The sequence below is a fragment of the Vineibacter terrae genome, assembly GCF_008039615.1.
Classification (GTDB): Bacteria; Pseudomonadota; Alphaproteobacteria; order Reyranellales; family Reyranellaceae; genus Vineibacter; species Vineibacter terrae.
Window position 1 is genome coordinate 60,406 of sequence record NZ_VDUZ01000037.1, and the last position, 21,646, is coordinate 82,051.

Annotated in this window: 23 protein-coding genes; 9 read left to right on the forward strand and 14 right to left on the reverse strand. The window is 67.4% G+C overall.

The window, feature by feature from the left end:
- Positions 1-97 precede the first annotated feature (97 nt).
- The 4 genes from ald to denD all read left to right on the forward strand — a co-directional run bounded on the left by ald (position 98) and on the right by denD (position 4,212).
- Positions 98-1,210: an alanine dehydrogenase gene (gene ald, locus FHP25_RS27650; protein ID WP_147850217.1), complete on the forward strand. Its 1,113-nt coding sequence runs from the start codon at positions 98-100 to the stop codon at positions 1,208-1,210.
- A 183-nt stretch (positions 1,211-1,393) separates the two neighbouring features.
- The gene (locus FHP25_RS27655; RefSeq protein WP_147850218.1) at positions 1,394-2,722 is read left to right on the forward strand and encodes an aspartate aminotransferase family protein; all 1,329 of its coding nucleotides are present in this window, start codon (positions 1,394-1,396) and stop codon (positions 2,720-2,722) included.
- Between the two features lie 15 nt (positions 2,723-2,737).
- Positions 2,738-3,010, forward strand: coding sequence for a hypothetical protein (locus tag FHP25_RS27660; RefSeq protein ID WP_231712500.1), 273 nt, complete (start codon positions 2,738-2,740; stop codon positions 3,008-3,010).
- Between the two features lie 197 nt (positions 3,011-3,207).
- Positions 3,208-4,212 carry a D-erythronate dehydrogenase gene (gene denD / locus FHP25_RS27665; protein WP_147850219.1) on the forward strand — a complete coding sequence of 335 codons (1,005 nt, stop codon included), beginning with the start codon at positions 3,208-3,210 and terminating at the stop codon, positions 4,210-4,212.
- Between the two features lie 7 nt (positions 4,213-4,219).
- Here denD and FHP25_RS27670 read toward each other — a convergent pair whose 3' ends face one another.
- On the reverse strand, positions 4,220-4,879 hold the full coding sequence (locus FHP25_RS27670) for a hypothetical protein (protein ID WP_147850220.1): 660 nt from the start codon (positions 4,877-4,879) through the stop codon (positions 4,220-4,222).
- Positions 4,880-5,155: 276 nt separating this feature from the next.
- Positions 5,156-5,557: an amino acid kinase family protein gene (locus tag FHP25_RS27675; protein WP_147850221.1), complete on the reverse strand. Its 402-nt coding sequence runs from the start codon at positions 5,555-5,557 to the stop codon at positions 5,156-5,158.
- A 172-nt stretch (positions 5,558-5,729) separates the two neighbouring features.
- Between FHP25_RS27675 and FHP25_RS27680 the strand changes: the two genes are divergently transcribed.
- The gene (locus FHP25_RS27680; protein WP_147850222.1) at positions 5,730-6,299 is read left to right on the forward strand and encodes a hypothetical protein; all 570 of its coding nucleotides are present in this window, start codon (positions 5,730-5,732) and stop codon (positions 6,297-6,299) included.
- Between the two features lie 12 nt (positions 6,300-6,311).
- On the opposite strand, the gene FHP25_RS27685 is transcribed toward FHP25_RS27680, so the two are convergent.
- From FHP25_RS27685 to FHP25_RS27695, 3 genes are all read right to left on the reverse strand, one after another.
- Positions 6,312-6,923: a hypothetical protein gene (locus FHP25_RS27685; protein WP_147850223.1), complete on the reverse strand. Its 612-nt coding sequence runs from the start codon at positions 6,921-6,923 to the stop codon at positions 6,312-6,314.
- A 494-nt stretch (positions 6,924-7,417) separates the two neighbouring features.
- Complete coding sequence (locus FHP25_RS27690; protein ID WP_147850224.1) at positions 7,418-7,630, reverse strand: hypothetical protein; 213 nt, start codon at positions 7,628-7,630, stop codon at positions 7,418-7,420.
- On the reverse strand, positions 7,630-8,424 hold the full coding sequence (locus FHP25_RS27695; RefSeq protein ID WP_147850225.1) for a DUF2092 domain-containing protein: 795 nt from the start codon (positions 8,422-8,424) through the stop codon (positions 7,630-7,632). The genes FHP25_RS27690 and FHP25_RS27695 overlap by 1 nt, the downstream gene beginning before the upstream one ends.
- Positions 8,425-8,464: 40 nt before the next feature.
- On the opposite strand from FHP25_RS27695, the gene FHP25_RS27700 reads away from it, so the two are divergent.
- Positions 8,465-8,710, forward strand: a complete 246-nt coding sequence (locus FHP25_RS27700) for a hypothetical protein (protein ID WP_147850226.1) — start codon at positions 8,465-8,467, stop codon at positions 8,708-8,710.
- A gap of 189 nt (positions 8,711-8,899) precedes the next feature.
- Here FHP25_RS27700 and sdhA read toward each other — a convergent pair whose 3' ends face one another.
- The 5 genes from sdhA to FHP25_RS27725 all read right to left on the reverse strand — a co-directional run bounded on the left by sdhA (position 8,900) and on the right by FHP25_RS27725 (position 16,981).
- Positions 8,900-10,744: a succinate dehydrogenase flavoprotein subunit gene (sdhA, locus tag FHP25_RS27705; RefSeq protein WP_408068553.1), complete on the reverse strand. Its 1,845-nt coding sequence runs from the start codon at positions 10,742-10,744 to the stop codon at positions 8,900-8,902.
- A gap of 110 nt (positions 10,745-10,854) precedes the next feature.
- Positions 10,855-13,530: a pyruvate, phosphate dikinase gene (gene ppdK, locus FHP25_RS27710; protein WP_147850227.1), complete on the reverse strand. Its 2,676-nt coding sequence runs from the start codon at positions 13,528-13,530 to the stop codon at positions 10,855-10,857.
- 28 nt (positions 13,531-13,558) lie between these two features.
- On the reverse strand, positions 13,559-15,628 hold the full coding sequence (gene glyS, locus FHP25_RS27715) for a glycine--tRNA ligase subunit beta (protein ID WP_147850228.1): 2,070 nt from the start codon (positions 15,626-15,628) through the stop codon (positions 13,559-13,561).
- A 3-nt stretch (positions 15,629-15,631) separates the two neighbouring features.
- A complete protein-coding gene (locus FHP25_RS27720; protein WP_147850229.1) occupies positions 15,632-16,516 on the reverse strand; it encodes a glycine--tRNA ligase subunit alpha in 885 nt (294 codons plus the stop codon).
- A gap of 207 nt (positions 16,517-16,723) precedes the next feature.
- On the reverse strand, positions 16,724-16,981 hold the full coding sequence (locus FHP25_RS27725; protein WP_147850230.1) for a hypothetical protein: 258 nt from the start codon (positions 16,979-16,981) through the stop codon (positions 16,724-16,726).
- A gap of 124 nt (positions 16,982-17,105) precedes the next feature.
- On the opposite strand from FHP25_RS27725, the gene FHP25_RS27730 reads away from it, so the two are divergent.
- Together FHP25_RS27730 and FHP25_RS27735 are read left to right on the forward strand one after the other, a co-directional pair.
- Entirely contained in the window at positions 17,106-17,420 is a 315-nt protein-coding gene (locus FHP25_RS27730) for a hypothetical protein (RefSeq protein ID WP_218578631.1), read from the forward strand.
- A 173-nt stretch (positions 17,421-17,593) separates the two neighbouring features.
- Complete coding sequence (locus tag FHP25_RS27735) at positions 17,594-18,313, forward strand: dienelactone hydrolase family protein (RefSeq protein ID WP_147850232.1); 720 nt, start codon at positions 17,594-17,596, stop codon at positions 18,311-18,313.
- 65 nt (positions 18,314-18,378) lie between these two features.
- On the opposite strand, the gene FHP25_RS27740 is transcribed toward FHP25_RS27735, so the two are convergent.
- The 4 genes from FHP25_RS27740 to FHP25_RS27755 all read right to left on the reverse strand — a co-directional run bounded on the left by FHP25_RS27740 (position 18,379) and on the right by FHP25_RS27755 (position 21,023).
- A complete protein-coding gene (locus FHP25_RS27740) occupies positions 18,379-19,185 on the reverse strand; it encodes a class I SAM-dependent methyltransferase (protein WP_147850233.1) in 807 nt (268 codons plus the stop codon).
- A 52-nt stretch (positions 19,186-19,237) separates the two neighbouring features.
- Complete coding sequence (locus FHP25_RS27745) at positions 19,238-19,888, reverse strand: glutathione S-transferase family protein (protein ID WP_147850234.1); 651 nt, start codon at positions 19,886-19,888, stop codon at positions 19,238-19,240.
- A gap of 121 nt (positions 19,889-20,009) precedes the next feature.
- The gene (locus FHP25_RS27750) at positions 20,010-20,477 is read right to left on the reverse strand and encodes a hypothetical protein (RefSeq protein WP_147850235.1); all 468 of its coding nucleotides are present in this window, start codon (positions 20,475-20,477) and stop codon (positions 20,010-20,012) included.
- Between the two features lie 96 nt (positions 20,478-20,573).
- Entirely contained in the window at positions 20,574-21,023 is a 450-nt protein-coding gene (locus FHP25_RS27755) for a hypothetical protein (protein WP_147850236.1), read from the reverse strand.
- 121 nt (positions 21,024-21,144) lie between these two features.
- Between FHP25_RS27755 and FHP25_RS27760 the strand changes: the two genes are divergently transcribed.
- Positions 21,145-21,606, forward strand: a complete 462-nt coding sequence (locus tag FHP25_RS27760) for a hypothetical protein (RefSeq protein ID WP_147850237.1) — start codon at positions 21,145-21,147, stop codon at positions 21,604-21,606.
- Positions 21,607-21,646 lie beyond the last annotated feature (40 nt).

The following is a 21,646-nucleotide window of genomic DNA, read 5'->3' on the forward strand; positions in this document are numbered from 1 at the left end:
CAGGATTCGTGCGTCGCGCCATGCGGATCGCACGGACTTTTCGGGGAACGCAACTCCGTATGCAGGTACATGTCGGATACTGCCCAGGGAGGGCCCCATGCGTATCGGTGTGCCGAAGGAGATCAAGGTTCACGAGTACCGGGTGGGCCTGACGCCCGCTTCGGTGCGCGAGTATGTGGCCATGGGCCACGAGGTGCTGGTCGAGGCCCAGGCCGGCGCCGGCATCGCCGCCGGCGACGACGACTACCGCGCGGCAGGCGCGCGCATCGTCGCGACCGCGCCCGAGGTGTTCGCCGCCGCCGAGATGATCGTCAAGGTGAAGGAGCCGCAGCCGTCGGAATGGACGCAGCTGCGCGCGGACCAGATCCTGTTCACCTACCTGCACCTGGCATCGGACCTCGAGCAGACACGCGGCCTGATCGCCTCGGGCTGCACCGCCATCGCCTATGAGACCGTGACCGACGCCCAGGGCGGCCTGCCGCTGCTGGTGCCGATGAGCGAGGTGGCCGGGCGCCTGTCGATCGAGGCGGCGGCGCTGGCGCTGCGCCGCCATACCGGCGGCCGCGGCCTGCTGCTGGGCGGCGTGCCCGGCGTGCCGCCGGCGCGCGTCGTGATCATCGGCGGCGGCACGGTGGGCATCCATGCCGCGCGCATGGCCATCGGGCTGGGCGCCGAGACCACCATCCTGGACCGCTCGCTGCCGCGCCTGCGCGTGCTGGACGAGGTGCTCGGCGGCCGCGTGCGCACGCGCTACTCGCATGCCGAAGCGATCGAGCACGAGCTGCGCGCCGCCGACGTGGTGATCGGCGCCGTGCTGGTGCCAGGCGCCAAGGCCCCCAGGATCGTCACGCGCCCCATGCTGGCGATGATGAAGCCCGGCACGGTGATCGTCGACGTCGCCATCGACCAGGGCGGCTGCTTCGAGACCTCGCGGCCCACGACCCATGCCGATCCGACCTATGTCGTCGACGGCATCATCCATTACTGCGTCGCCAACATGCCCGGCGCCGTGCCGCTGACGTCGAGCCACGCCCTGAACCACGCCACCTTGCCGTTCGGCCTGCGGCTGGCCGCCAAGGGTCTGGCGGCGCTGGACGAGGATCCGCATCTGCGCGCCGGCCTCAACGTGCAGCGCGGGCGGCTGATCCATCCCGCCGTGATCGAGAGCCTGGGCCCGCTGCTCGGCGGCTCGCGCCCGCTCGCGGCTTAGAACTTCCTCCCCAGCGAAAGCTGGGGAGGTGCCCCCGAAGGGGGCGGAGGGGAGACGACGAGGTCCTTGCAACTGAGACCACGTCGGGTCCCCCTCCGGCCTCCGGCCACCTCCCCCACTGCGTGGGGGAGGATATATGCTAGGGTCCACCCGCCGTTTGCCTCCAACCGAAAGACTCCGTCGATGACTGCCAGCACTGCGCCAGCCGCCAACAATCTCGAAGCGTTCTTCATGCCGTTCACGGCCAACCGGCAGTTCAAGAAGAACCCGCGGCTGCTGGCCAAGGCCAAGGGTGTCCACTACTGGACCCCCGAGGGCCGCAAGGTGATCGACGGCACGGCCGGCCTGTGGTGCGTCAACGCCGGCCATGGCCGCGAGGAGATCAAGCAGGCCATCGCCGCGCAGCTGGAGGAGATGGACTACGCGCCCACCTTCCAGATGGGCCATCCCAAGGCGTTCGAGCTGGCGGCGCGCCACGCCGCCATGCTGCCGGGCGACCTCGACCATGCGTTCTACTGCAACTCCGGCTCCGAGGCCGTCGACAGCGCGCTCAAGATCGCGCTGGCCTACCAGCGCGCCCGCGGGGAGGGCACGCGCACCCGCCTGATCGGCCGCGAGCGCGGCTACCATGGCGTCGGCTTCGGCGGCATCTCGGTCGGCGGCATGGCCAACAACCGCAAGTTCTTCGGCAGCCTGCTGCCGGGCGTCGACCACCTGCCGCACACGCACCTGCCGGCCAGGAACGCCTTCTCGCGCGGCCTGCCCGAGCACGGCGCCGAGCTCGCCGACGAGCTGGAGCGCATCGTGGCGCTGCATGACGCCTCGACCATCGCCGCCGTGATCGTCGAGCCCTGCGCCGGCTCGACCGGCTACCTGCCGCCGCCCAAGGGCTACCTGCAGCGGCTGCGGGAGATCTGCACCAAGCACGGCATCCTGCTGATCTTCGACGAGGTGATCACCGGCTTCGGCCGCCTGGGCGCCGCGTTCGCCGCCGAGTACTTCGGCGTCATCCCCGACCTGATGACGGTGGCCAAGGGCATCAGCAACGCCACGGTGCCGATGGGCGGCGTCTTCGTGCGCAAGCATGTCTATGAAGGGCTGATGACCGGGCCGGAGAACGCCATCGAGCTGTTCCACGGCTACACCTACTCGGCGCACCCGCTGGCCTGCGCCGCCGCCAGCGCGGTGCTGGACATCTACAAGAACGACGGCCTCTTCCAGCGCGCCGCCGAGCTGGCACCGTACTGGGAGGACGGCGTGCACTCGCTGAAGTCGGCGCCGGGCGTCACCGACATCCGCAACCTGGGCCTGGCGGCGGGCATCGACCTGGAGAGCAAGCCGGGCGCCGTCGGCGCACGCGGCTACGCCGCCTTCGTCAAGGCCTTCGAGCTGGGCTTGCTGGTGCGCCAGTCGGCGGATACCCTGGCGATGTCGCCGCCGCTGATCGTCGAGAAGAACCAGATCGACGAGATCATCGACATCTTCGGCAAGGCGATCAAGCAGGCGGCCTGAGGGCCAAGGAGCGCAATGATCGAGCGTCGTCTTTTCATCGCCGCGGGTGTGGCGATCCTGGCCTTGGCCGGCTGCGACAGCACGCCGAGCAAGGCCGAGATCCTGAAGAAGGGCGAGGGTGCCAAGACCAAGGCCGACCTGGAGAAGGCGCTGGGCAAGCCCACCGGCGTCGACAAGGTCGGGCCGATCGAGAAATGGACCTACAAGGCGTCCGACGGATCGGTGACCTACATCATCGTCGCCGACCAGGTGACGCTGGACATGACCGGCGGCAGCGAGAAGAAGTAACACCCACCTCTCCCGCAAGCGGGAGAGGTCGACGAACGCGAAGCGTTCGGACAGGTATGCCGGCCGTCGGCCGGCATACCGAGGTGAGGGCTTCACGCACGGCATCTTGTCTTTGCCCCCTCACCCTCCCACGCTGCGCGTGGGCCCCGCCCTCTCCCGCATGCGGGAGAGGGAAAGAAGAACGCGGGAGGAAAACCATGAAGGTCGTGATCACCGGCGGCGCGGGCTTCCTCGGCAAGAAGCTGGCGCGCCGCATCCTGGAGGGCGCCGAGCTGCTGGGACCGTCGGGGCAGCCCGAGCAGGTCCGCGAGCTGACGCTGTTCGACGTCGTGCCGGCCAGCGGGCCGGGGCTGGACGATCCGCGCGTGCATGCGCTGGCCGGCGACATCGCCAACTTCGCCACCGTGCAATCCATCATGCAAGGCGCCTCCACCGTCTTCCATTTCGCCGCCGTGGTCAGCGCCGGCGCCGAAGCCGATTTCGACCTGGGCTACAAGGTCAACCTCGACGGCACGCGCTACGTGCTGGAGGCCTGCCGGGCCCTGGGCACGGCGCCGCGCATGATCTTCACGTCCTCGCTGGCGGCCTATGGCGGCGACCTGCCGCCCGCCGTCACCGACGACACGCCGCTCACGCCGCAGACCTCGTACGGGGCGCAGAAATCGATCGGCGAGTTCCTGGTGCGCGACTACACCCGCAAGGGCTACCTGCGCGGCACCGCCATCCGCCTGCCCACGATCTGCGTGCGCACCGGCGCGCCCAACAAGGCAGCCTCGACCTGGGCCAGCTCGATCGTGCGCGAGCCGCTGACCGGCGTCGACGTCGTCTGCCCGGTGACGCCGCAGACCGTGATGGCCGTGCTCAGCCCGCGCCGCACCGTCGACGCCTTCGTGCGCGCCCACAACCTCGAGGTCGACGCCTTCGGCCCCGGCCGCACCCTGCTGCTCAACGGCATCAACGTCACGGCGCGCGAGCTGGAAGCGGCGATGCAGCGCCACGCCGGCAACCGCCGCACCGGCACCGTGACCTGGCAGCACGATCCCATGATCCAGCGGATCTGCGATGGCTGGCCGCAGGGCATCGACGGTGCCCGCGCCCGCCGGCTCGGCTTCGAGACCGATCGCGACCTCGACGAGATCGTGCGCCACTTCATCGCCGACGACCTCGACGAGCAGATGCGCCTGGTGAGCCGCGCGGCGTAGCACTCCGTCATCCCGAGCGCAGCGAGGGATCTCCCGCGAATGGCGCATCGTGCGCCTTGCCGCAGGAGATCCCTCGCTGCGCTCGGGATGACGGTGGGTCCGCAGCAACGTCAGGCAGGGCCTCGCGCAGCTGGCGCCGCAGCGTCTCGACGGCCGCCTCGGGCAGCTTCGGTGGGTCGTCGCCATGCCACGGCGCCGGCCAGGCGCGCGGCGCGGCGATGAGCGCGACGTGATGCGCCCAGCCCCGCAGCCGCACCTGCAGCCGCGCCATGGCCGTGGCGCCGGCATCGTCGTCCGGCCACGCCACCACGTCGCGGCCGCGCAGCGGCACGATATCGGCCTTGTCGACCGCGCCGCAGCCACCAGCCCAGGCGATGCAGACATGGTCCGGGAACAACGCCCGCGCGCCATCCGCGATCACCTCGTTTTGTACCACCAGCACCGGCGCCGCAGGCCGCGCCTGCAGGTCGGCGGCGCCGTAGAGCGGCAGCGGCGCCAGCGGCTCGTGCCAGTAGCACTGCGCGCCGGTGCGCACCGCCATCGCGATGCGCTTGCGGCCGTCGCGGCCGCGGAAGCCGGCGACGGCGAAGCTGTCGGTGTAATGCCACCAGCGCAGCGGCGTGCCGTGATCAGCATGCGTCAGGCTGGCGAAATCGTGCGCGCTCATGGGCACACCCGAGGATAGTGGAACGGTGTTGCTTGACGTCAGCAACCGGCGAAGACGCCCGCATGAAGCCCGGCGGCGGCTTTGCCCTGTGACGGCCGGGCAGGCGAAACGCCCGTTAGCCCCGGCGGCGGGAACGCATCTAATGTCAACTAATATATGTGACTTCAGATCGGCATACAACCGGTACAAAACACGACATTCGCTTGGCACCGAGCGGTTCACTCGGGCTCGCGCCGAAGAATGAGGCGCGAGCCCGTTCCGCCGGCGATTGTGAGCTCAGGCCGGGTGAGCGCCAGTATAAATGATCGACCCGACGTGCTGACCACGCAGCGCCGCAGCAAGCCGGCGGGGAACGAGTCCGGTCACGACCTGCACGCGCTCGATGTGTCGCGCGTTCGCAATGACCTTGAGGAGCGCCCGATCGATCGGCAGCGTGCCGGCACCGGTCAGGATGACCAGACGGTGCTCAGGCAACAACGTCCGCAGCGCGTCCACGAGCGGGAGGATCGCGTCATGGCCGCGATCCATGATGGAGCGGCCGCCGATCTTCGCGACCTGCACCCAAGGGAGGAGCCGGATCGGGCGTCCGCCGGCGACGGGACGGGTGAGATCGCGATCGAGGAGGGTCTGGCGCGCGAGCGGCGAGGCGACGTGCTTGATCCGGTGGGCGTCAGCCATGGCGACTGTTCTCTTCAGCTCGCAGTGATGCGGACGTAGCGCGCCGCCAAGGTGCTGCCGGAAACGGGGGTGACATCACGAAGCGCCGCCGGAGATCAGAACCACCACGCGCAGGTAGTCGGCAAGCACCAAGAAGTCCTACAATGGAGTTGCCCTAATGACGGAGACCGTCATGTCCAAGGTGCTTATGCTGCTTAGCCTGCTCACCTGGTCGAGCGACACGCTGGCACAAAATTGGACACTATATCGATCCGGTGTTGCTGGCTATCGCATTGAGTTCCCGGACATACCCGAAAGTCGGGTAGTATCGTCATCTGACGGGCATAAAGATTTCAGCGTCCTTGTCAAATATAACGACTATTTCTTCACTGTCGCCGTGTGGTTCAACAAAAGCAATTGGACGAACACGACAATAACACCGCCGAAGGAATCAATCCCGGCGATAGTACGGAAGGCCGGCGATCAGTCACTTGAAAACCACAAGATCAAGCCGCGGGAGAGATACCAGATCACGAATGGCGATTTCAAAGCCGACTTCGCCGTCCTTGACTACAAGGTCGATGGCCGTCCGACAGTTGCCTGCCTCATGCACACTGTTGGACACTACAATATCTACCGCATTCATGCCGAAGGCCCGCTTTCGGAGTCAGAAAAGCTGCACCCCTTCTACTCCAGTCGTGTTCCATACATCATGAAGCGTTACCTTGAATCGTTCGCTATCATCCCGCGTGAGATCAAGTGAGCGATACCACCTCTACGAGGGCTGGCTGAGGAGGCCATCTGCAACCAGCAAATCGCTGCTGCCGATCACCGTGTCGCTATAGGCCGATGGCAAGCTGCTCGTCCAAGCCAACGGTCCGGAATTCCTTGAATACGTGACGCAAGTCGGGAGACCCATTGGCCGCCGCGCAGATGGCCGGTTCAGCGACAGGGCCGAGAGCCTTCCTTGCAGCGTCACCTTGCTGGCGGGTCCATTGTCGACAGCGGGGATGATGCCGGAGGCCTCGGCGCCCGACAACAACCACAGGTATCGGCTACGAGTCGTCCCTCTCATCAGATCGGAGGCGGCCGATCCGCGAGCTGCCTGCCAGCCCCCGGGATCCTGCTTGGCACCGTCCTCCCTGACATTGTCATCCGCGACTGGCTCGTCGAATGAGACCTCAAAGCCGGCGTTGCGCAGGTGTTCAACAGCAGCCTCGAGCTTATCCGCGGGCACACGGTATTCGATGATCTGCAACGACTCGAGCCTGTAATCCTGTTCAGGGTAAACTCCTTCGATGGTCACGACGGTGTCGGCAAGGTCGCGCATCTCTTGCACGTAGTCGCGCGACTTGTAGGCGACGCGAACCAGCATGTAGCGGCTCATCGTAGAACCTCGTCGAGGATTGCTCGTGCCCGCTTTCGCAGCATCGGGACCGGAAATGGTACCGTCCGCGAATATACCCCTTCTTGGCAACCGGGATCAGCCTGTGCCGGCAATCGTCCCGTCGGCGTCACCAACGGCGTCAAGGTTGTCGGAACGGTGCATCCTGTATCCCGCCTTTCCGCGCGGCAAACTGATGCTCTCGAACATCCCGAGCAACGTCTCATCCGGTCCACACCTCTGCCTGCTCCAGCCAGTAGAGCATGTCCATCTCACGGTACATCGTCGCGGCGGCGGTGAGGTGCTTCTGCGCCTTCCGCTCCCTGTCCGTACGCCGATACAGCTTCCCGAGACCGAGGTAGCAGTGGGCGACGAGGGGCGCATCTCGCGGGCCTCGGCGATGACCAGCGCCTTGTGGTAGTGCGCTTCGCCGCCATGCAATTGCAGCAATCCACTAAAAACGGGGCGTCCTTCACACCAATAGATGCCAGCCAATCTCAGCAGTTGTACACACCGGCCGCGCAGCGACGTGCCGTGCGGCGGGCTACACCCGCGACGCTTACAGGCGTAAGCGGACGTCCGACCACCGCTTCGGCTCGTGAAACAACACTTGGAATGCCTGGGATCGACAACTGATTGCCGATCTCCAATACACCGACGGCAATCATCGCGAAAAGCATGAGGAAGCCAATTTTAGCTGCCTTGCTCATCACCGACCTCCCTCGATTGCAAAGTGGCTGGGCAGTTCGCCCATATCCTTCATTTCACTGAGCTCCTTCATGTCGATCTTCCTTGCGCCTGCCGGAGGCTTGAAGCTGAAGTCACCGGCTGCGGCCGCCGTCCCAAACTTCCAGTCTCTGGGCTGGATGCTGTACTGGGGGTTGCCCGTGATGAGCTTGGAGGTGATGACGAACCGGCAGGGATAGGGACGATCACCCTGGGCAATCCAGATCTGCCAGTCGACTTCCTTGCTCCGAAACGCGAAAAAATCGCACTCGGTGCCGCCGATCACGCCACTGCCAAGGTCCTTCACATCGGTCACGTCGCGCATCAACTCGTCGTAACCGTTGGGAAGAAGCAGATCTGCGGCCGGAAGCGGCCGGTGATATTTGTCTTTCAGCTCGTCGATCAGATGTTCCAGCGTGCCGGGCGTTTCGACCTGAACGTACAGGTTCTTGTTCTTGCCCAGCACAGTCAGGGTCTTGCCGTCGAAAACCGTTTCGACATCGACAAATCCGCCGGACCGGGTGGCCCGAATCTTGTCAGGGCGAGCGAGCGTGACTACCCCCGAACTTGCCAGAGAGAGCCTCTGCTGATCCTTGGTCACGACCTCGAGATTGGCATCGTACTGGAACCCAATGTTCGTCTGCGCATTCATGTAGGCAAACATCGCCTTCAATCGATTCCTGGCATCTGCTTCATCGGCCACAGCGGCCGATGACAGACTCATCCCGACGGCCAGAGCCAGTGCCGCGGCGCGCCCACAGCTGACGATTGCCGTCATGACTCCCCTCCTGTGCCCGTGTCATGGACATTGAAGCACTATGCTTGAGCAGATCACGGGGACCGGACCAGATCAAGCAGTGCCGGAAATTTGCCAGTACCTCGGTTTGAAAAAGGCGGCCGGGTCACAGATCGTCCGGCGCGCCGGAACGCATCGACATTGGTCGCTCGGTTACAGCAGCGTCACGCGCGATCCGGGGGAGCAGCCGATCAGGAAGCATGCGGTGGCGGCACAGCACGCCAGTGCGACGCGATGCGGCGCCGAAGCGGACACCTTCTTGTTTTGATCGATGTTGGCGCACGTGCCGCACAGGCGAGAACGTTCAACCACGGTCCCTCTCGCTCCGCCATCCGCAAGGCTACACGTGGAGGCCGGGCGTCTGTCGAGAGGATTGTTCACCGGATGAATCACATCGTGGGCGGCGAGACATGTTCCCCGGTGGACATTGAAGCCGCACCTGTCGCCTCCATGCGGCCTAGTACACCCGCGCCTTGGGTGGGAATGACTGCACGTCGTTGCTCATCGGCTGGAGCTTGACCGGGCGATAGCTCATCCTCGTGCCGCCCTTGTCGTCGACCCAGATCACGGTGTGCTTCAGCCAGTTCCTGTCGTCACGCTCAGGGAAGTCCTCACGGGCATGCGCGCCCCGGGTCTCGGTGCGATTGGCCGCAGACCGGATGACGGCCAGCGCGCCCAGGACCAGGTTCTCGAACTCCAGCGTCTCGACCAGGTCGGAGTTCCACATCATCGACCGGTCCTTGACCCGGATGTCGCTCCCGCCGTCGAACACCGTGTCCATCCTGGCGCAGCCCTCGTCGAGCGACTGGCGGGTGCGGAAGACGGCGCAGTCGTTCTGCATGGTGCGCTGCATCTGAAGGCGCAGTTCCGCCGTGGCGGTGCCGCCGCTGGCGTGCCGTGCCTTGTCGAGGCGAGTGATCGCCGATTCGCCGCCGTTCGGCAGCGGCTTGTGCGCGGCGCCGGCCTGGACGAGCTCGGCGGCGCGTTTGGCGGCGGCGCGGCCGAACACCACCAGCTCGAGCAAGGAGTTCGACCCTAGCCGGTTGGCGCCATGCACCGACACGCAAGCCGCCTCGCCGATCGCCATCAGGCCGGGCACGACTGTGTCCGGGTTGCCGTCCTTCACCGTCACCACTTCGCCGCGGGGATTGGTCGGGATGCCGCCCATGTTGTAGTGCGCGGTCGGCAGGATCGGGATCGGCTGCCGGGTGACGTCGACGCCGGCAAAGATGCGCGCCGTCTCGGCGATGCCAGGCAGGCGCTCGTGGATCACCTTCGGGTCAAGATGCTCGACATGCAGGTCGATGTAGTCCTTGTCGGGCCCGCAGCCACGGCCCTCGCGGATCTCGATGGTCATCGATCGGCTGACGACGTCGCGCGACGCCAGGTCCTTGGCCGACGGCGCGTAGCGCTCCATGAAGCGCTCGCCGTTGCCGTTGGTGACGTAGCCGCCTTCGCCACGCACGCCCTCGGTGATCAGGTAGCCGGCGCCGTAGATGCCGGTGGGGTGGAACTGGATGAACTCCATGTCCTGCACCGGCAGGCCGGCGCGCAAGACCATGGCACCGCCGTCACCGGTGCAGGTGTGCGCCTGCGTCGTCGTGAAGTAGGCGCGGCCGACACCACCCGTGGCCAGCACCACCATGTGAGCACGGAAGCGATGGAGCGTGCCGTTATCGAGGTTCCACGCCATGACACCGCGGCAGACGCCCTCGTCCATGATCAGGTCGAGCGCGAAGTACTCGACGAAGAACTCGGCGTGGTGGCGCAGCGCCTGCTGGTAGAGCGTGTGCAGGATGGCATGCCCGGTCCGGTCGGCGGCGGCACAGGTGCGCTGCGCGATGCCCTTGCCGAACTCGGTGGTCATGCCGCCGAACGGCCGCTGGTAGATCTTGCCCTCCGGCGTGCGGCTGAACGGCACGCCGTAGCGCTCCAGCTCGATGATGGCCGGGATCGCCTCGCGGCACATGTACTCGATGGCATCCTGGTCGCCCAGCCAGTCCGAGTCCTTGACCGTGTCGTACATGTGCCAGCGCCAGTCATCCGGCCCCATGTTGCCCAGCGCCGCCGAGATTCCACCCTGCGCCGCCACGGTGTGGCTGCGCGTCGGGAACACCTTGGTGATGCAGGCGGTCTTGAGACCCTTGGCGGCGATGCCGAAGGTGGCGCGCAGGCCCGACCCGCCGGCGCCAACGACAACGACGTCGTACGTATGGTCGATGACCGTGTAGGCACAGCCGCCAACGGACATTGGCCCGGACGCGTCGCTGCTACGTGCGTCTGCTTCCTCGTCGACCGGCATGAACGCCTCCCCCGCCATCCGGAAGCGTAGCGTACCTTATCCGAGACGCCGTTTCTTGCGTGAAAGCGGGTGGAAGCAGACGCGGCGGCACGACTTCATGGGTTTTGACGCTAATCCGTCTTCAGGGCCACGCCCAGGGCCGCCTGGGCGGCGGCAAGGCGGGCGATGGGGACGCGGAACGGCGAGCAGCTCACGTAGTCCAGCCCGACCTGGTGGCAGAAGAACACCGAGGCCGGATCGCCGCCATGCTCGCCGCAGATGCCGAGCTTCAGATCCTTGCGGGTGCGCCGGCCGCGCTCATGCGCGATCCTGATCAGCTCGCCGACGCCCTCGACGTCGAGGGTCGCGAACGGGTCATGCTCGAAGATGCCGCGCCGCTGGTAGCGCTCGAGGAACGACGCCGAGTCGTCGCGCGACAGGCCGAAGGTGGTCTGCGTCAGGTCGTTGGTGCCGAAGCTGAAGAACTCGGCGCTCTCGGCGATCTCGCCGGCGCGCAGCGCGGCGCGCGGCAGCTCGATCATGGTGCCGACCTTGTAGTCGAGCGTCACGCCGTTGAGCTTGCCGACCTCGTTGGCGACCTGGTCGATCACCTCCTTCATGAGGTCGAGCTCGCGCTTGGTGGCCACCAGCGGGATCATGATCTCGGCATCGACGGTCTTGCCGTGCTTCTTGCGCACCTCGACCGCGGCCTCGAAGATGGCGCGGGCCTGCATCTCGTAGATCTCGGGATACGAGATGCCCAGGCGCACGCCGCGATGGCCCAGCATCGGGTTGAACTCGTGCAGCTTGGCGGCACGCGCCTCGATCTCCTTCTCGGCCACGCCCAGCTCCCTGGCGACCTGCGCCATCTCGGCGTCGGTCTTGGGCAGGAACTCGTGCAGCGGCGGGTCGAGCAGGCGGATGGTGACCGGCAGGCCGGCCATGATCTCGAACAGCTCGACGAAGTCCTGGCGCTGCATCGGCGCGATGCGCGCCAGCGCCGCGCGGCGGCCCTTCTCGTCGTCGCTGAGGATCATCTGCCGCACCGCCACGATGCGGTCGCCCTCGAAGAACATGTGCTCGGTGCGGCACAGCCCGATGCCCTCGGCGCCGAACTTGCGCGCGGTGGCGGCATCGGCCGGCGTCTCGGCATTGGTGCGCACCTTCAGCGTGCGCACGCCGTCGGCCCAGTCCATCAGCTCGGCGAAGTCGCCCGAGAGCTCGGGCTGGATCGTGGGCACGATGCCCAGGATCACCTCGCCGGTCGAGCCGTCGAGCGTGATCGCCTCGCCGGCCTTCACCGTGGTGCCGCGCACCGTGAGCGTGCCGGCCTTGGCGTCGATGCGCACGTCGCCGGCGCCGGCGACGCAGGGCTTGCCCATGCCGCGCGCCACCACGGCGGCGTGGCTGGTCATGCCGCCGGTCGAGGTCAGGATGCCCTGGGCGGCGTGCATGCCGTGGATATCCTCGGGGCTGGTCTCGCGCCGCACCAGGATCACCTTCTCGCCGTCGCGCGCCATCTTCTCGGCGGCGTCGGCGGTGAACACCACCTTGCCGAAGGCGGCGCCGGGCGAGGCCGGCAGGCCCTTGGCCAGCACCTTGCGCTGGGCCTTGGGATCGAGCGTGGGATGCAGCAGCTGGTCGAGCGAGGCCGGCGCGATGCGGGTCACCGCCTCCTTGCGGTCGATCAGCCCTTCGCGCACCATGTCGACGGCGATCTTCAGCGCCGCCTTGGCAGTGCGCTTGCCGTTGCGCGTCTGCAGCATGTAGAGCTTGCCGGACTGCACCGTGAACTCGATGTCCTGCATGTCACGGTAGTGCCGCTCCAGCGTGCTGCGGATCTCGGCGAGCTGCCCGTAGACCTCCGGCATCACCTCTTCCATCGCCGGCCTGTCGGACTTCTGGGCCTCCTTGCCCTGCACCGTGAGCTGCTGCGGCGTGCGGATGCCGGCCACGACATCCTCGCCCTGCGCGTTCACCAGGTACTCGCCGTAGAACAGGTTCTCGCCGGTCGAGGGGTTGCGCGTGAAGGCGACGCCGGTGGCGCAGTCATCGCCCATGTTGCCGAACACCATGGCCTGGACGTTGACCGCCGTGCCCCAGCTCTCGGGGATGTCGTGCAGCTTGCGGTAGGTGATGGCGCGCTGGTTCATCCACGAGCCGAACACGGCGCCGACGGCGCCCCACAGCTGCTCCTGCGGATCCTGCGGGAAGGGCTTGCCCAGCTCGCGCTCGATCACCTTCTTGTACTGCTTGATGACGTCCTTCCAGTCGGACGCCTTCAGGTCGGTGTCGAGATGGACGTCGAGGTCGAGCTTCTTCTGCTCCAGCACCTCCTCGAAATTGTGGTGATCGATCTCCAGCACCACGTTGCAATACATCTGGATGAAGCGCCGGTAGGAATCGTACGCGAAGCGCTCGTCGCCCGAGGAGCGCACCAGGCCCAGCACGGTGGTGTCGTTGAGGCCCAGGTTCAGCACCGTGTCCATCATGCCCGGCATCGAGGCGCGGGCGCCGGAGCGGACCGAGACCAGCAGCGGATTGTCGGGATCGCCGAACTTGCGGCCGACGATCTTCTCGACATCGGCCAGCGCCGCCGCCACCTGGGCCTTCAGCTCCGGCGGATAGGCGCGGCTGTTGGCGTAGTAGTAGGTGCAGACCTCGGTCGTGACCGTGAAGCCCGGCGGCACCGGCAGCCCGATGCTCGACATCTCCGCCAGGTTGGCGCCCTTGCCGCCCAGCAGGTCGCGCATCTCGGCCTTGCCGTCTGCCGTGCCGTTGCCGAAGCCGTAGACCCATTTCGTCATCGATCGTCTCTCACGATTGCAGCGGTGCCTATCCCTCGATCTTCGAGAAATCGGCGACGCGGTCGATTGTCGCGCGAATGCGGTTGAGAAGCTTGAGCCGGTTCAGGCGCAGCGCCGGATCGTCGGCGTTGACCGTCACACGATCAAAGAAAACGTCGAGCGGCGCGCGAAGTTCCGCCAGCGCCGTCATCGCAGCGGTGAAATCCTCGCCGGCCAGCGCCGGCCCGGCCTTGGCGTCGGCCGCCTGCAGGGCGGCGGCGACGGCCTTCTCCTCGGGCGCCTGCAGCAGCGCTGCATCCACCGCGCCCGCGATCTTCTCGCGCAGCGCCTTTTCCTTCTTCTCCTCGGCCCGCACGATATTGGCGGCGCGATTGTAGGCGACGAGCAGATTCTTGCCGTCCTCGCTGCCGATGAACGCCTGCAGCGCCTGCACGCGCGCCAGCAGGCGCACCAGGTCGTCCTCGCCCCCCAGCGCGAACACGGCGTCGACCAGGTCGTGCCGCACCCCCTGCTCGCGCACCTGCACCTTCAGGCGATCGGCGAAGAACGGGATCAGGTCCGACGCATCGGCCTTCATCGCCCAACCCAGCGGCAGGCGCAGGCCGTTCTCCACGATCACACGAATGACACCCAGCGCCGCGCGGCGCAGGCCGAACGGATCGCGCGAGCCGGTCGGCTTCTCGCCGATCGCCCAGAACCCGGTCAGCATGTCGAGCTTGTCGGCCAGCGACACCGCCACGGACACCGGCGCCGTCGGGCAACGGTCGTTCGGGCCCTGCGGCGCATAGTGCTCGGCGATGGCGTCGGCTACCGGCCCGGGCAGGCCTTCGTGGCGCGCGTAGTAGCGGCCCATCGTGCCCTGCAGCTCGGGGAACTCGCCCACCATGCCGCTCACGAGATCGGCCTTGCACAGGCGCGCCGCCTGCTCGACGTGAGCCGCCGCGACGCCCTTGAAGAAGCCGCTCTTCTCGTGCGCGACGATCTCTCCGGCCAGCGCCACGATGCGCGCGACGCGCTCGTGCTGCGTGCCGAGCTTGGCATGGAACACGATGTCCTTCAGCGCCGGCAGCCGGTCCTCGAGCCTGACCTTGCGGTCCTGGTCCCAGAAGAAGCGGGCATCGGCCAGGCGGGCGCGCAGCACCCGCTCGTTGCCGGCGATGACCTCGGTGCCGCCGTCCTTGGTGATCATGTTGGCCACGACCACGAAGCGGTCGGCGAGCGAGCCGTCCGGCTTCACCGTGGCGAAGTAGCGCTGGTGCGCGCGCATCGGGGTCGTCAGCACCTCGGGCGGCAGGTCCATGAACGCCGCATCGATCGTGCCCATCATCGGCACCGGCCATTCGACCAGGCCGGTCACCTCCTCGATCAGCGCGTCGTCGGCAAGCAGGGCGACGCCGTTCTGCGCGCACAGCGTCTCGACCTTGGCGCGGATCACCGCCTGGCGCTCGGCCTGGTCGACGATGACGCGCGCGGTCCGCAGCTGGCGGCTGTAGCCCGCCACCGCCTCGACCATGATCTCGCCCGCCGACAGGAAGCGATGCCCGCGGGTGCGGTTGCCGAAGCGCAGCGGCGGCATCGTGCCGCCCAGCTCGAGCTGGCCCGGCAGCGGCTTGCCGTCGAACAGGGCCAGGATCGAATGCAGCGGCCGCACCCAGGCGAAGGTGCCGCTGCCCCATTTCATCGACTTGGGCCAGGGCAGCGCCCGGATGGCGTCGATCACGATCTGCGGCAGCACCGCATCGGTCGGGCCGCCCTTCTTGCGGATCACCGCGAACCAGAACTCACCCTTGTCGGTGGCGCGCTTCTCGGCCTGGTCGAGCGAGTCGAGCCCGGCGCCCTTGAGGAAGCCGCGGACCGCGTTGTCCGGCGCGCCGACGCGCGGCCCGCGCTTCTCCTCCTCGACGTCGGCGCGCACGCGCGGCAGGCCGTCGACGATCACCGTGACGCGCCGCGGCCCGGCAAGGGCGCGCGTGCCGGCGAAGGGCAGGCCGGCGGCCGCCAGGCCCTGGCCGAGCAGGCGCTCCAGGTCCTGCGCGGCGCGCACCTGCATGCGGGCGGGAATCTCCTCCGACAGGAGCTCGAGCAGCAGCTTGGCCATGGCTCAGGTCCGCCCCTCGAGCCACGCCTCGCAGCAGGCCTTGGCCAGCGCGCGCACGCGCGCGATGTAGGCCTGGCGCTCGGTGACGCTGATGACGCCGCGGGCGTCGAGCATGTTGAAGGCGTGGCTGGCCTTGATGCACTGGTCGTAGGCCGGCAGCGCCAGCCTGTTGTCGGCGTTGCCCAGCAGGGACTGGCACTCCTTCTCCGCGTCGGCGAAGTGGCGGAATAGGATCTCGGTGTCGGCACGCTCGAAATTGTAGGCCGACTGCTCGCGCTCGTTGCGCAGGAAGACGTCGCCGTAGGTCAGCGGCACTTCGGAGCCCGGCCGGTTGAAGGGCAGCTCATAGACGCTCTTCTTGTCGAACAGGTACATCGCCAGGCGCTCGAGCCCGTAGGTGATCTCGCCCGAGACCAGCTCGACCTCGATGCCGCCGACCTGCTGGAAATAGGTGAACTGGGTCACCTCCATGCCGTCGCACCAGACCTCCCAGCCCAGCCCCCAGGCGCCCAGGGTCGGGCTTTCCCAGTCGTCCTCCACCAGCCGCAGGTCGTGCAGGTCGGGGTCGATGCCGATGGCGCGCAGCGAGCCGAAATAGCGGTCCAGGATGTCGTTGGGCGACGGCTTGAGGATCACCTGGAACTGGTAGTAGTGCTGCAGCCGGTTCGGGTTCTCGCCGTAGCGGCCGTCCTTGGGCCGGCGCGAGGGCTGCACATAGCAGGCGCGCCATGGCGAGGGCCCCAGCGCCCGCAGCGTGGTGGCGACGTGGAACGTGCCGGCGCCCATCTCCATGTCGTATGGCTGCAGGACCACGCAACCCTGGCCCGCCCAATACTGCTGCAGGGTCAGGATCAGCTCCTGAAAGCAGGTCGGCTTCGGGACATCCATCGGGCTCGACACGGTCTTGATTCCCCAGGCGTTTCCGCCCTGCGAGAGGCGGCCTTGTGTGCGCTGCACCATATTGGCCGGTCCGGATGGGGTCAAGGCGGACGCCGGGGTCGCCGCCCCGGCCGCCGATTCGTTTCGGCCCTGATATCAAGGGGTTGGCAGCTCCTGCCTGTCTCGCATGCCGGCTCTGACGCAGCCTGCCTGCAGCTACCCGCGGGGGCAGGTCGGCCGCTCGCAGCGCCGTGCGTTGACGGCGACATAGTCATCGCAGACCGGGCAGCGCAGCATGTCGGCGGCGGCGCGCGGCGGCTTGGGATCGTCGCGCGGCGGCCTGGGATCGTCGCGCGGCGCGGGGTTGCGCGGGCGGTCGAGCTGCCCGCTCTGCACGCGCTGCCACCAGCGCCAGCCGAACCACACCGCGGCGATCACGCCGACCAGGACGATTATCTTGCCAATGAAGCCCATGACAGGGTTGTCGCGTCACGCGACCGCCGGCGTCAAGGCGGAACGGCACGCCCGACGCAGCGGGGCGCCTGGACCGGCTTGTCGTAGCGGCTGGTCGAGCCTCCGCACGCAGACCCTATTCTCGTTGCTCGCACCCGAACTCAACGCCAATGATTTCTGCGTCATGCAGATGAGCAATGCGATTGGTCATGTCCACTATCCGTCCAACGTCTATGCTCAACAGCCAGATAGCGACGGCCCAAGGGGCGGGACCATGGCGAAAGAGACCACGGTGAAGCTGAAAACGGAGCACGACTCCTGGTTCCGGGCCGAAGTGGCGCGAGGAATGCGCGAGGCAAATGACCCGCAGGTGAAGCGCATCCCGCATGAGGAGATCGTGCGCAATTGGCGTCGTCAACGCACGGCGCTGGCGAAGCGAGCGGGCCGAGAAGACGAGTGACAATCACGTTATCTGACGGTGCTATGGCACCGCTAACCATCCCGAGCGCAGCGAGGGGTCGACGGGCTGCGCCTCGTCCTCGCTGTGCTCGGGACGGCAAGACCGGATGCCGTCACGATATTCCCTCCCCCTATGTCCCGTTAGGCTTCGCCGCCACCATAGAGGAGACCTGCATGAAGACCGAGACCGTGACCTATCCCGCCGACGGGCTGAACATGGTGGGCGAGCTGCACTGGGACGAGAGCCGCGCCGGGCCGCGCCCGGGCGTCCTGGTGTTCCCCGAGGCGTTCGGGCTGAGCGAGCACGCGAAATCGCGCGCCCGGCGGCTGGCCGAGCATGGCTATGTGGCGCTGGCCTGCGACCTGCACGGCGACAGCAAGGTGATCCCCGACCTGGCCGACGTGATGCCGATCGTCATGAAGCTGCGCGACGAGCCGGCGCGGATCCGGGCCCGCGCCGGCGGCGCGCTTGCCGCCCTGCTGGCGCGGCCGCAGGTCGATGCCAGGCGCGTCGCAGCGATCGGCTTCTGCCTGGGCGGCACGCTGTCGCTGGAGCTGGCGCGCGGCGGCGCCGACCTCGCCGCCGTGGTCGGCTTCCATAGCGGGCTCGGCACCGCCGCGCCGGCTGACGCCAGGAACATCAAGGCCAAGGTGCTGGTCTGCATCGGCGCCGACGATCCCGGCATCCCGCCCGAGCAGCGCGCCGCCTTCGAGCAGGAGATGCGCGCCGGCGGCGTCGACTGGCGGCTGCACGTCTATGGCGGCGTCGTGCACAGCTTCACCAACCCCGATGCCGGGGCGCTGGGCCGGCCCGAGTTCGCCCGCTACGACGCCAGCGCCGACAAGCACTCCTGGGCGCAGATGCTGGCGCTGTTCGACGAAGCCTTCGCCTGAGGCGCAAGGCACGGCGCGTCGCGGCGGCATCCGCGCGCGACGCTGCTGCGCTGGACTGGAGCGGTCTAGCCGGCCGCTCCTCTCACGGCCCAGGCCCTTGCCTTCAACGCGATCGATCCGTCGGGGCGGCGGGGAAGGTCCCGTGCGAGCCTTTCCTTCAGCTGCTGCTGCGAGCCAGGATCAAGGCTCATGCAATAGCCGGGTGCCGGCCCGGCACCGAGCGTGAAGGGATGCCAGTAGTCCTCGAAATCCGTGAAGACCGTCGGCACCTCCACCGCCACGCAATCGACCGCGCGCAGGCCGGCGCCTTCGGCCAGGGCGGTCAAGCCGTCCGGGTTGCAGAAGGGAAAGCGCCGATCCTCGGCAAGATCGCGCGCATCCGGATCGAGCGCCACGGCGGCCTCCCAGAAGGCTCGCATCATCTCCATGCCGCGGCCGGGATAGTCCCAAACGTAGAAGCCTACGGTCCCACCGTTGCGCGCCACGCGTTTCATTTCGGCCAGGGCCTTTTCCCTGTCCGGCACGAAGTTGAGGACCAGCCCCGACACGATCATGTCGACGCTGTCGCTATCGACCGGCACCGCCCGTGCATCGCCGAGCAGGAAAGCGGCACGCTGGTCCGCGACATTCGTTCGGGCAAGCTCCAGGAAAGCCTCCGACGCGTCCATGCCGGTGAAGCTCGCCGGCCTGCAGCGCGCCATGACCGCTTCCGACAGCGCGCCCGTGCCAACGCCGATCTCGAGCCAGTCCAGCTGATCCGCAGGGTTCAGCCAGTCGAGGAAGGCCGGCGCGAGCTGCCGGCTCCAGCGTCCCATGTAGAGATCGTAGCTGCCGCCGGCGCGCCATGCGTCGTGGCGGGATTGATCAGGCATGCCCGTTCTCCTTGGTGACGAAAGGAACGCATGTCGCCTCGAGCAATCAGAGCTAATTCGCCTTCGCGCGCCGTGGCGGTCCGAGCGGCGGCACCGTGCGCGTGAAGCTCGGGCGCGCCGCATGCCGCTTGTAGTAGGCAGCAAGGTGCGCCGCGTCGGCGAGCGCCGCGGCGCTCTCAGGCAGCAGCTGCATGTAGAAGAGGATCGGCATGAGATTGATGTCGGCGAGGCCGAACCGGTCGCCGACGAGGTGGCCGGTCGCGGCGACGGCCTTGTCGAGAGCCTTGAGCTGCTCCCGCATGGCCGGCATCACCGCGTCGATCACAATGCGGTCCGGCGTGCCGTCGGCCGTCTGGGGCGCCGCATAGGCCAGCAGATAGGTCCTGATCAGCGTCCGATCGATGACCGTGTTGGTGATCGACACCCATTGCTCGGTGAGCGCGGCGAGCCGCGGGTCGGACGGCATGAGCTGGGGGCCGGGAAAGACACGGTCGAGATAGGTGGCGATGGCCTTGGACTCGCAGAGCGCGAAATCGCCGTGACGCAAGACCGGCATCTTGCCGAAGGGGTGGATGGCAAGGAGCTCGGGCGCGCCGAGCTCGACCTCCGTCAGCGCGTAGCCGACATCCTTCTCCTCGCAGACCATGCGCGCAACGCGCGTGTAGGTCGATCGCGAGGAGCCGATGATCTCCACTTCTGCCATGGCGGCCCACCGGTGGGAAACTTCTCCCGAAGCTGGAAGATTCTAACAGCAAATGACGCTGCCGGGCGACGGCGATCACACGCTCGCGATTGCAGCAGGACCAGAGGCGATCGTCCTGCCTTCAACCGCGCTTGAGGTCCTGCAGCCAGAGCCAGCGGATCATGCCGCTGCGGCCGATCGGCAGCTCCATCTCGGTATGGTTGCTGGGACGCGCCATCGGCACCGGGCCCGGATTGATGCCCTGGTTGCGCAAGGCCACCAGGACGGGATCGATCGCATCGACGATGTCCTGCGCCGGCTCCTCGGGCCCGGCATAGACCGTGATGAACTTGCCGGCCTGCACGCCCGTGTTGAAGGTGGCATAGCGGAACGGCAGCACCACCTTGTGATGGGTGTGCAGCGCGCGCAGGGTCGGCAGGATGCCGCGCGCCAGCTGGTCATGCTGCCCGGTCGCGACGGTGACATGCAGCTTGAAGCCGCTGATGTGCTCGGTCTTCAGCTTCGTCTCCGCGAACGTGAAGTCGCGGTAGATGTCGTACTCGTCGTCGGGCTGCCCGTAGAGGTCGTAGGTCTGGGGCTCTCGCGCCATTGTCGGCTTCCCCTGGCTTGATCATGAACTCGGCATGATCGTGCGCGCGGGCCGCGGCGCGATACTCCCATATGGGAGCGAAAGCGCCGCCGGCGATCAGGTCGTGCGGTAGTTCTCCGCCCAGTAGGTGCGCACCAGGCCGCTGTGCCCGATCCGGATCTCGGCCTCGGCATGGTTGCTCTGCCGCGTGGTCGGCACCGGGCCCGGGCGGATGCCCTGCGAGCGCAGCTGCAGCAGAAGCGGATCGATCGCATCGAGGACGTGCTGCGACGGCGCCGCCGGCCCCGGATAGATGGTGATGAACTTGCCGCGCTCGTTGCCCTCGTTGAGCCGGGCATAGTGCCCGCCCGGCAGCACGACCTTGTGATGGATGCGTTCCAGGGCGGGGAGGATGACGCGCGCCAGCGGCTCGGCCTGCTCCGCCGCCACGGTGATGTGCAGCTTGAAGCCGCCGGCATACTGGCTCTTCAGGCGCGTCTCGGCGAACATGATCGGCAGGAACATCTCGTAGCGATTGGACGGCTGGCCGTAGATATCGCTTGGCATGTCCTGGCTCCCAGGATAATGAGTGAGTATATGCTCACAACACCTTGGGCACCAGAAAATTCCGCCGGCGCAGGCCTTGGCCAGGACTGTTTTCGCGGGAGCAGCGGACGGGGAGGAAACCATGGGTGCGGGTGCGAGGCTGGCGCGCGCGGCGCTGCTGGCCCTGGGACTGGGCGGAACGCTGCCGGCATGGGCCGCCGATCCGTCGCAATGGGTGGGCAAGTACCCGTCCGACAAGATCGAGGGCCGCACCTTGTGGGACACGCTGGAGCCGGCGCTCGACGGCGCCATCGGCGCCCGGCTGGGCACGACGGTGCGGCGCGGCTGGGGACCCGAGGAGCCGGTGATCGCCAGCGGCGGCTGGGTGGTCGCCCGCGCCTGCAAGATGCACGAATGCGGCGACAACAACGTCACCGTCGCGGTCTCGCCGCAGCGCCGCCTGGTCGCCTGCACCCTCGTCAACGACAGCCAGGACCGCGGCACCTGGCGCGAGGCTGGCCGCCCAGCGCGGGCCCGCGCCGACGGCTGCCCGGAGGGCAACGACATGGTCGCGGCGATGCGCCGCGACGGGCTTGCCCCGTGACGGCGATGAGCGGGACGGACGGAATGTGTTCTATATTTCT

What these genes read in the sequence shown, in the direction of transcription:
- FHP25_RS27725 (WP_147850230.1), bottom strand. Translation starts at nt 16,981, where the DNA reads ATGGGCTTCATTGGCAAGATAATCGTCCTGGTCGGCGTGATCGCCGCG.
- denD (WP_147850219.1), top strand. Translation starts at nt 3,208, where the DNA reads ATGAAGGTCGTGATCACCGGCGGCGCGGGCTTCCTCGGCAAGAAGCTG.
- FHP25_RS27760 (WP_147850237.1), top strand. Translation starts at nt 21,145, where the DNA reads ATGGGTGCGGGTGCGAGGCTGGCGCGCGCGGCGCTGCTGGCCCTGGGA.
- FHP25_RS27755 (WP_147850236.1), bottom strand. Translation starts at nt 21,023, where the DNA reads ATGCCAAGCGATATCTACGGCCAGCCGTCCAATCGCTACGAGATGTTC.
- FHP25_RS27695 (WP_147850225.1), bottom strand. Translation starts at nt 8,424, where the DNA reads ATGACGGCAATCGTCAGCTGTGGGCGCGCCGCGGCACTGGCTCTGGCC.
- FHP25_RS27750 (WP_147850235.1), bottom strand. Translation starts at nt 20,477, where the DNA reads ATGGCGCGAGAGCCCCAGACCTACGACCTCTACGGGCAGCCCGACGAC.
- ppdK (WP_147850227.1), bottom strand. Translation starts at nt 13,530, where the DNA reads ATGACGAAATGGGTCTACGGCTTCGGCAACGGCACGGCAGACGGCAAG.
- FHP25_RS27690 (WP_147850224.1), bottom strand. Translation starts at nt 7,630, where the DNA reads ATGAGCAAGGCAGCTAAAATTGGCTTCCTCATGCTTTTCGCGATGATT.
- FHP25_RS27680 (WP_147850222.1), top strand. Translation starts at nt 5,730, where the DNA reads ATGTCCAAGGTGCTTATGCTGCTTAGCCTGCTCACCTGGTCGAGCGAC.
- FHP25_RS27685 (WP_147850223.1), bottom strand. Translation starts at nt 6,923, where the DNA reads ATGAGCCGCTACATGCTGGTTCGCGTCGCCTACAAGTCGCGCGACTAC.
- FHP25_RS27735 (WP_147850232.1), top strand. Translation starts at nt 17,594, where the DNA reads ATGAAGACCGAGACCGTGACCTATCCCGCCGACGGGCTGAACATGGTG.
- FHP25_RS27675 (WP_147850221.1), bottom strand. Translation starts at nt 5,557, where the DNA reads ATGGCTGACGCCCACCGGATCAAGCACGTCGCCTCGCCGCTCGCGCGC.
- FHP25_RS27740 (WP_147850233.1), bottom strand. Translation starts at nt 19,185, where the DNA reads ATGCCTGATCAATCCCGCCACGACGCATGGCGCGCCGGCGGCAGCTAC.
- FHP25_RS27655 (WP_147850218.1), top strand. Translation starts at nt 1,394, where the DNA reads ATGACTGCCAGCACTGCGCCAGCCGCCAACAATCTCGAAGCGTTCTTC.
- FHP25_RS27700 (WP_147850226.1), top strand. Translation starts at nt 8,465, where the DNA reads ATGCTTGAGCAGATCACGGGGACCGGACCAGATCAAGCAGTGCCGGAA.
- FHP25_RS27720 (WP_147850229.1), bottom strand. Translation starts at nt 16,516, where the DNA reads ATGGATGTCCCGAAGCCGACCTGCTTTCAGGAGCTGATCCTGACCCTG.
- FHP25_RS27745 (WP_147850234.1), bottom strand. Translation starts at nt 19,888, where the DNA reads ATGGCAGAAGTGGAGATCATCGGCTCCTCGCGATCGACCTACACGCGC.
- glyS (WP_147850228.1), bottom strand. Translation starts at nt 15,628, where the DNA reads ATGGCCAAGCTGCTGCTCGAGCTCCTGTCGGAGGAGATTCCCGCCCGC.
- FHP25_RS27660 (WP_231712500.1), top strand. Translation starts at nt 2,738, where the DNA reads ATGATCGAGCGTCGTCTTTTCATCGCCGCGGGTGTGGCGATCCTGGCC.
- sdhA (WP_408068553.1), bottom strand. Translation starts at nt 10,744, where the DNA reads ATGCCGGTCGACGAGGAAGCAGACGCACGTAGCAGCGACGCGTCCGGG.
- FHP25_RS27670 (WP_147850220.1), bottom strand. Translation starts at nt 4,879, where the DNA reads ATGAGCGCGCACGATTTCGCCAGCCTGACGCATGCTGATCACGGCACG.
- ald (WP_147850217.1), top strand. Translation starts at nt 98, where the DNA reads ATGCGTATCGGTGTGCCGAAGGAGATCAAGGTTCACGAGTACCGGGTG.